The sequence below is a fragment of the Candidatus Manganitrophaceae bacterium genome (assembly GCA_012960925.1).
In the GTDB taxonomy this organism is placed as follows: Bacteria; Nitrospirota; Nitrospiria; order SBBL01; family JAADHI01; genus DUAG01.
On sequence record DUAG01000011.1, the window covers coordinates 150063 to 159324 of the forward strand.

General features: G+C 49.6%; 5 protein-coding genes. 1 reads left to right on the forward strand and 4 read right to left on the reverse strand.

Annotated features, from left to right (window positions below):
• Window position 1 precedes the first annotated feature (1 nt).
• The 3 genes from EYQ01_02085 to EYQ01_02095 all read right to left on the reverse strand — a co-directional run bounded on the left by EYQ01_02085 (window position 2) and on the right by EYQ01_02095 (window position 6151).
• Complete coding sequence (locus EYQ01_02085) at window positions 2-1951, reverse strand: hypothetical protein (GenBank protein ID HIE64603.1); 1950 nt, start codon at window positions 1949-1951, stop codon at window positions 2-4.
• Window positions 1952-3412, reverse strand: coding sequence for a circularly permuted type 2 ATP-grasp protein (locus tag EYQ01_02090; GenBank protein HIE64604.1), 1461 nt, complete (start codon window positions 3410-3412; stop codon window positions 1952-1954).
• Between the two features lie 1281 nt (window positions 3413-4693).
• Window positions 4694-6151, reverse strand: coding sequence for a hypothetical protein (locus EYQ01_02095; protein ID HIE64605.1), 1458 nt, complete (start codon window positions 6149-6151; stop codon window positions 4694-4696).
• 1079 nt (window positions 6152-7230) lie between these two features.
• Between EYQ01_02095 and EYQ01_02100 the strand changes: the two genes are divergently transcribed.
• Entirely contained in the window at window positions 7231-8478 is a 1248-nt protein-coding gene (locus EYQ01_02100; protein HIE64606.1) for an IS256 family transposase, read from the forward strand.
• Here EYQ01_02100 and EYQ01_02105 read toward each other — a convergent pair.
• Window positions 8458-8871, reverse strand: coding sequence for a DUF4365 domain-containing protein (locus EYQ01_02105; GenBank protein HIE64607.1), 414 nt, complete (start codon window positions 8869-8871; stop codon window positions 8458-8460). The genes EYQ01_02100 and EYQ01_02105 overlap by 21 nt on opposite strands.
• Window positions 8872-9262: the final 391 nt, after the last annotated feature.

The window sequence follows — 9262 nt, forward strand, 5'->3', positions numbered from 1 at the left end:
CTTACTGCTGTTGCTGCGCTTCCGCCCTTGAGGGGGAAGCATTCCCACCAATCAGCGGTGGAGGGAGGAGTTTCTCCGCAGGGCCTTGTGAGTCAACCGTGACCGATACCTGTGATTCCAGTGTGCTGGCCGCATCTCCGGAATAAAAACCGCTGGTCGGGGCGACATCCTGATAATCCCGACCGATCCCAACGGTAATATACCGCTCGTCGCATCGGCGTATGTGGGTCGGATCATACGCAACCCATATCGGGATCTGTTCCGGGCCCACCGGGAGGAGGACCTCCACCCAGGCGTGCATCTGTCCCTCTCCAGGCAGATAGCCGGAGACATATCGGGCGGGAAGGTCCGCCAGCCTGCAAAGAGAGAGCATGATATGGGCATAATCCTGACAGACGCCTTTTGCCAGCTTGAAGGCCTCAGAAGCCCGTGTTCCGACATGGGTCTGCCCGGCCTCATACTGCATATGAGACCCCACCTGATGAAGGATGGTCTCCGCCATTTCAATTGAAGATACCCCCCGTTCTTTCAAATTCTTTGCCCACCGGTCAATCGTCTCTGAATGGTCGACCAGGGCCGTCAAGCGCTTGAATTCCATTGCATCCACGGTGCATTCCGATTCCTGTGCGGAGATCCCTTGGTAGATCAATGACCGATCCATCCCATAGAGGGCCTGTGTTTCGACCCGCATTTCTATGGTACAGCTGATCTCTTTAATGTTCACGTGGTCCAGTTGCCAAACCAGGTTTCCGAAGGCATCGGTAAAATTTCGATAGTCCGCCGGCGGTTCCATATGCCAGCGGATATCCAGGCGTCGCTGACGTCCGTAGCGTTGCGGCGGAGCAAGGCGCATAAGTGTTTGTACCTGTGTGACCAGGGAGTCATAGGTGTAGACAAACTGGTGACGAACAGAAAGGACCGCCTTGGTGGCATGGCCCGGAGAAACCCCGGGTTCGCGATGACGATGCCGTTTTCGCTGTAAAGCCGGCACAAGTTGATCGGAAAAATGGCTTGATCCAAAAAAAATATTTTCGATCCCATGACTCAAGAGGTCAAGACGTTCGAGCACCTCGGTAATAAAGGTGGTCAGACCCAACTGAAAAACCTCCTCAACACTGCTGTATTTTAAATCGGAAACCAACTGCCCGGACAACCGTTCTGCTTCACGCCGCTTGGGGCTTCGAGCAGGACCCGAGAGACCCGGCAGCAGTTCCTGAACCAGGTTGATGGAAAAACGGACGGACCGGGGAAAGCGGTTATGAAACAGTAGAAACTGCACAATGGTTTTGGGAGAAAGGTGCCCGCCGTAGACTTTCCGATAAACCTGAAGCGCGCTTGCTGATTTCAAGATGGCAATACACTGCTGGTATGCGGGCAAGGCCCGTACATCCGGGTCCGGGGAAAGGAGTGCCGGGTGAATCAGCAAGAGTGCGGTATGCTGGGTCCGCTCAACGTTTTTGCCAAGCCGATAAAAGGCCCATCCCTCACCCCGGAGCAGGGTACTCCGAAAAACACCGGCCAGGGTATAACATCCCACTTTGATCTCGTTCAAAAGATTATGCGGGTTTGCCCTTAACTCAGAAAGTGTGCGGTCTCTGAGACTGAGGTGAAAACGATTCAGATGGTACCAGGCTTCGATTGAAAGCTGCTCCTGAATGCCGCGTGCATTTTCTCTCGCCATCTGGATGAGGTTGACCAATGAATTTTTATTCTGCTTGTTGAGAATGAGAAAATCGAGGACATTCTCTGTATTGATCTCCTGATACAAAGCACCATAGGAAGGGGCATCCCCTCTTCCGTCCAGGTAGCGCTCCCAATCAGCAACAGATTCATCATAGCCCGCGCTTTCAAGATGAAGGTCGTAATAAACATCGATCAGGCGCGCGGTATATTCTGCCCGTTCCATGTAGCGGCCGATCCAAAAAAACATTTCTGCGGTACGGCTGAGCATCTATCCTTCTCCGTAAAGGACCCAGGTGTCTTTACTGCCCCCGCCCTGCGATGAGTTGACGACGAGGGACCCTTCTCTCAAGGCCACCCGGGTCAACCCGCCAAGGGACATCGTGATCTCCTTGCCATAAAGAACATAGGGCCGCAGGTCGACATGACGTCCGGCCAATGTAAAATCTTCTATGCGATCTCCCACACGGGAGGGGTGCCGTGAAAGCGATATGACCGGTTGAGCAATATAGTTTCGTGGGGAGGCAATGATCTTTTTCCGGAACTCCTCCTGTTCGGTCTTGGTCGAGGCCGGCCCCATCAGCATACCATATCCCCCGGATTCGCCGACCGCCTTGACCACAAGAGAAGAAAGATGCTCCAGGACATATGAGCGATCCAACTCATGATGACAAAGATAGGTTTGGACCCCGGGGAGGATCGGGTTTTCGTTCAGATAGTATTTTATCATCTTGGGGACGTAGGCATAGATGGCCTTGTCATCCGCAATACCCGTCCCGACCGCGTTAATCAAGGTCACGTTGCCCGCACGATAGGCGCGCATCAGTCCGGGAACGCCTAGCGTTGAATCGCTTCGAAAGACTTCCGGGTCCAAGAAAGAATCATCGATACGACGGTAGATGACATCAATGGCTCGGAGCCCTTCAGTCGTTTTCATATAGATGCGGTCCCCTTCCACCACCAGGTCCTGACCTTCAACCAGTTCGATTCCCATTTGCAAGGCAAGGTAGGTATGCTCAAAATAGGCGGAGTTGTGAACACCGGGGGTCAAGAGGACGATCGTAGGGTTTTCAACTGAGCGCGGCGCAAGGTATCTTAAGTTCTCCAGCAACTGGTTGGGATAGTGATCGATTGGCCGGACACGCATCCGCGAAAACAGGTTCGGGAAGACCTGTTTCATCACAACACGATTCTCCAGGACATATGAAATCCCGGAAGGGACACGGAGATTGTCTTCCAGGACCGTATAGGTGCCCTTTTCGTCACGGATCAGATCGACACCGGAGATATGGACAAAGATATTCTTTTCCGGTCGGAACCCGACAAGATCCGGGAGAAACTCCGCAGAGCCTTCCACCAGTTCACGTGGAACAATCTTGTCTTTTAAGATCTGCTGCTTTCCATAAATATCCCCCAAAAAGTCGTTCAGGGCATGGATGCGCTGGCGCAAACCCTGCTCGATATGCTGCCATTCACTATTCGGGATAATGCGCGGGATCAGATCAAAGGGGAAGATCCGTTCTGTCTGCTGTGGATCTCCATAGACCGTAAAGGTAATCCCCTGATTCAAAAAAACCTGATCGGCTTGACGCCGCCGCCTGTCAAATTCTTTCATAGAAAGTTCTGAAAGCCGCTTGCAGAATTGGCGGTAGTGCGGACGAGGCGATTGCGGGCTTTCAAACATCTCGTCAAAAAAGTTGTCTGTTTTATAGGCAGAGATGAGATTTTTCATAGGCAAGATTCAACTGGCCTTTTGAAGGCCAAAAAGAGTTTTCGTTTATTGAATGTACCACTATACCAAAAAATAACAAAATTCGTGGGATTCGGAATATTTTTGTTGTGATCTTGAAATGTTCAGCCAAATGACAAGTTATTCGTATTGATCCTCGGGGAACCGCCTGATAAATTTGTCAGGACGCGTGAGAGGTCCTCCAATGAGGGAAAAATAATGCGGTGCTTTGAATGTGGAAAGAAAATGAAATTGGTGGCGAAACCAGAAGGCTTTCTTGAGTTTTCTGTCCCGTTTACAAAAATCGCATACAGTTTCCTTAAGTTCTGGAACAAAATAAATTATTGGTGCCCCCCCCTGCGAATTCGAACAGATAAACAAAATGCTGGAACCAAAGTGCCCAAGAGAATAGCTCAGGCTTCCTCTTTTCTCAATTAGGTGAAACCCGGTCCCTGAAGGGCGAGGTGACTCTTACCCGGGTGGTCATCACCAGAGGGTGACCTTCGACAGGGGTTTCCGTCCATTCGATTTCGATGCAGAGGGTTTGAAGATAAACCTCCTCACCTGGCCCTGATCCCAGTCCTGAACCGAGAGAACGCAAAACCATTCAGGCACGAATCCTCCCACATGCTGAGACCGGGGCCTCACGAAAAAGCAGAATCTGGCTTCCCGGATGATGGCAAATATCCCCATTTCTTAGATCTTTTTAGTTTAAAATCCGGCGGTTTCATGTTCGCCAACTAAAAAAATACTTGTTGCTGCCCCCGGTCTACATGTAACCCTCCCCTATTATGGGGGGGGGTACAATATGTCCGAAGATGTGAAACTGATTGTGTACTTTGTAGGGGAGGTTGTACATACACGGGCGGCGATTGAGATCTTCGATCTCCCAAAAGGGCAATCACCTCTGAGATGAGCCGGACGATCAAGGCCGTGGATTCGGAATTATTTCGGGCCAGAGCCCTTATGGCTCCTCAGAAAACCTCGGAATTTCTATGATAAAGGCGAAGCGGTATATCGACCTCTATTTTAGCATTATGTATGGTGTTAGCCAGTTTTTTGATTAAACCCTGAAAACCGAAAAGGGATACGTTACTACCCTCTTCATGCAATGGAGATAACTCAGCGATCTCTCAAACTGGAGCAGTCATAAGCGGGGCATGGAAAGGTTTATGATTCTACCTTCAAATGACGCCGACCCCGGAAGATTATGCTCCCGGGGTCGGCGTGTTCATCCAATGGGCCAGACGGATCTTGCCCCTATTCTATTACCTCCACACTCTCTTACCTGACTCCATCGACCTCCACCCGAGCTATCGTTTCGGTGAAGGCTATGTCTCCTTTGTTGGGATGCGCAAGGCGATCTCGAGAACTTCCGGGGACAGGAGCCCCAATGTCCTTCTTGTAGCGCAAGTTGATGGTAACAAAAGAAACATTCGCTACGGTGACATCTCTACGGACCCTGAAACCGAAGACCCCGCCCGGAGTTGTTCCGGCACCGATACCTACGCCGATAGCTGCCTCGGGTGGCAGAATGTCGACATCAAATCGACAACCGGTCGTAGCATTACACTGGGAGTCTGGTCCTGGGTCAAAAATTACGACCTCCATTTCAATTTCGTCGTCGGTATCGACATTCACCTCGCTGACTTCGCCGCGGAAGCGAATCCTGTTGCCCCCTTCATCGAAACGCCAACGTTCGGTGATCGCAAAAACACCCCCGGTCGTGTCGAGCAGCTCAGTGACGAGTTCCTGGATGAAGAGGACGTGTCCGCCGACCATGTGCCCGATGGTGTCAACCGTTATACCCGTTCCTGAAGAGAGAAAGAGGTTAAACGGGATCGTCGTTTCAAGGATTCCGAAGATATCGGAACCGAAGCGGGGATCCTGGTTGAAGATCAGGAGTAAATCGCCGATCACCATAGAGGCCGGTCGACCTGAAGCCTTGTCTCCCCCATCGATGCTGACGACTTCCCCGCTGGCGACATTCTCAGAGAGTTCGAGAACGGTCTCGATGTCTGTGATGAAATATGGGTTAGGTGGAACCGCGCTATCTTCATAGACATGGCCGGCCGACTTAAGGGTTGCACCCGCGGTCGCCGGATAGACATTGCCACCAGTTCGAATCCCTGCGCGATCGAGGAAATCTAATGGAAGATTGGCCTGATGAACGGCCCAAGCCTTCTGAACATAACTAAAGTAATTGTCCTGCAAAGCCGCCAATGCAATTGGGTCCCTGCCAGCTTCGATCGAGCTGAAGATCGACCGGGCGGCGCCTCGGCGGTCCTTAGTTGCTTCACGCGTCAAAAGCGTGGGGTCGGTCATATTCACATCACGAACCGTGGCATTGGCGTCGAGCAGGCGATCAAAGGTCCCTACCGGGCCGATCCCAGTCGTGGCCTCTCCGTCCTGTCCGAGGGCCGACGAACCGCTCATCTCGAATGGCACATCAAGGGCACCCACTAAACCCGAGTTGAGCGTCACCGGGAAGGTCAGGAGCTTTCCGGTGACGGTGAGTGTCCTATCTGCAACGTTGATATCCGTTATTGGACCCTCTGTCGCAAACACTTTGGGTGGGTTCACTCGCGTCAATACGGTTCCGTTCGCTAGTGTTGCCGTCTGAGCAAAGGCCTGTATGCCGGAAAACCCGATAACACTTATAACAAGGCTGAAAGTACCACACCTGCGGATTACCCTCCAGGTCTTGTCTCCAATAGACAGTGCTCTTTCTTTAATAATCATTACACATCCTCCTTAATCAACCCACCAGGGAACGGATCTTCTTGGCGTTCGTTTCGTCATCCACGGTCCCAAGTCAGTTAGTTATGGCCTCGTGTGCAAAGCACACGCTCGAGATTAACTTTCTTTTCTCCAGTCTCCTCTACCTCCTCTTTGTTGTTATCCTATTTTGAATTTTCACGAGCACGATAAACATTAATAATCATGCTGTCAGACAAACCTTGAATTAGTCTTTTCAAGACGAAAATTGCAGATAATAGCCCGCTACTTTCAATAGTTTACAACGCAGAAACGAGACATTTTTGCCCCGAAAAAATGATCCATAACTTATTCAGAAGTCTCCAGGCTCTTCGCCTGGAAATTTTGAAACACACGCAACGATTCGATGATCTTTCTTTTAAGGCCATATTTTCTGCGTGCCGGAACGCATCCGCACACGAGAATTTTTAAATCGCTATTTAAGGTATTCGCCCACCACTCGAATAGAAATCCAGAGTACAGGGTTTTATCATCATCAGCCTCCATATGGCCTCGAGAGCCCACAGAACACCCTTTTTTAGTTTACCGACTCTCTGGGATAACTCCTTGTCGTACGGGCCTTTCCTCCATCAGTAAGGTTTGTGCAAGTTCTTACGATGAGACAGTCATAGATACGGGCCAAATTTCGGGTAAATTTGTTCGTTAATTCATATGGTCCCGATAATGGAACCTGGAAACATTGAGACCCTAGTGATAAATGTAAGTGAGTATACGGATTGAATCTTAGCAATAGCTTAGGAAAATATAAAGTAATGCAGTACTTTTAGCGTATCGGGGGTCTGAAAAGTGCGTCCTCCCCGTGTTCCGGGCGAACATCGTTTATTGCGAGAAGGCCTAACTCTAGGCCCTGGGAATGGAGATGGAGATGTTCAGGCCTTTATTTTGATTGCCTGCGTCTAAATTAATTGTGGCATCTAATGAATCAGCAACCCGTTTTACGAGAGTTATAACTGAAAGTGGTGTATGGAGGGCTTGAAAAAAAGCGGCGTATCTGGTTGATTTGAAACTGCGAATGAATCAAACAACCTGGAGGATACGCCACCATGAAAGATCATACCGTTATTTCGTTAAAAGATCGAGAAGAGATTTCAGACCCATTCAGAGATTTACTTAGGACGGGCGCCCAGAAATTGATTGAACAGGCGATAGAAGTGGAATTGCAAGAGATGTTATCTCAATATTCCGGACAACAAACCGATCAAGGTCATGCTGCGGTTGTTCGAAATGGCTCCCTTCCTGAGCGATCCATTCAGACTGGCATCGGCCCAGTGACCGTGAAGATTCCGAAAGTCCGGTCTCGAATAGGAGAATCCGTCACCTTCCGGTCTGCCATCGTTCCGCCGTATATCCGGAAGACCCGTTCGCTGGAAGCGACCATCCCCTGGTTATATCTGAAGGGCGTGAGTAGCGGAGAGATGAGTGAAGCCCTCAAGGTATTACTTGGCCCCGAGGCTTCTGGATTTTCGGCCAATACCGTTTCACGCTTGAAGCAGATCTGGGGACAGGAGTATCGAGATTGGAATCGGAGCGAATTGGGCAAAGATCGTTGGGTCTATATTTGGGCAGACGGCATCTACAGCGGCCTGAGAGGGGAACAGGTAAAGCTGTGTGCCTTGGTGATCATTGGGGTCAATGACCGAGGTGAAAAGCACTTTTTGGCAATAGAAGATGGGGTCCGGGAATCCACACAGAGTTGGCGTGAAGTCCTGTTGAAATTGAAATCTCGGGGCATGAACAGTCCTCAGCTTGCTGTCGGAGATGGGGCCATGGGGTTCTGGGCTGCCCTGGAAGAGATCTATCCGGACACACGCCAACAGCGTTGCTGGATGCATAAGACCTGCAGTGTATTAAATGCCTTGCCAAAGTCGCTACAAGCCAAAGGGAAAGGGGCATTACACGATATCTGGCAGGCGGATACGCTGGAAAATGCAGAAAGTGCTTTTGATTTATTTATAAAAACCTATGAGGCCAGATATCCGAAGGCGACACTTTGTCTTCAAAAAGACAGAGAGGAGTTATTGGCCTTTTATGATTTCCCTGCCACACATTGGCAAAGTCTGAGAACGAGTAATCCGATCGAATCCACCTTTGGCACCATTCGGCATCGAACCAAACGTTCGAAAGGTTGTTTATCCAGAGATGGAATGTTGCATATGATGTTCAAACTCAGCCAATGTGCTGAGCTGAACTGGCGCAGGTTGAGAGGTTTTAACTACCTCGCCAAAGTCATCGAAGGAGTTCCATTTAAAGATGGGATTGAGATCAATAAATCAGATCAGGTCGCCGCTTAATGAAGATCTCATACACCAGATTTGACAATAACTCGATGCACCGCCCTTGGGATTATAATTCAGGCACTCAATGTTGGACTGCCAGTCGGAGCCTCTGGCGATATATAGGGCAGGTTGCTTACCTTCTATTATTCGTACTGCACAAAAAAGAAAATCGGCAGTTACCTGAAACTTGTCTTTCTTTATAGACGGATTTGAACTGGCGTCAGTCGACTTTACTTGGACAGCAAAATACCTCCCAGAATTATTCCTTACAATAAAGTCAATACCACGATCATCATATTCAGAGCTGTATACCTCAAAGCCTTCTAGTGTGAAGGCCATCTTGGAGAAGGCCTCTCCAAATGATCCTTTTTGAACTGTATTAAGGTGCTTATATGTGGTTTTCAGCATCTAACTTCTAGGGGCCTAACCCCAGCGGCGCGCATTAGCGCGTCCTCGCTTGAGCACCTTGTTATGCGCTTAGACAAAATATACAAAACCGCTCACCATACGGTGATATTGAAACTAACCCCTGAAGAGAATTGTCTGCGCCGCCACCGATTGAAAATGAGCCTTGAGCCCCAGTTATAAATCCACGAGATTTAAGACGACCAATTACTCCAACGATTGCATATTGATCTACTCCTGGCTTACTGATTTCACCAACTTGTGTTTGCTGAGGCTGTGTTTTTATGAACGCTAAGATTTCACACTCTAAAAGCGACATATCGCCCAATGAATCAAGAAAGTACTTACGCTCATCGTAGTTATTTGTAACTGGGTTTCTAGGTTCTGTCGCAAA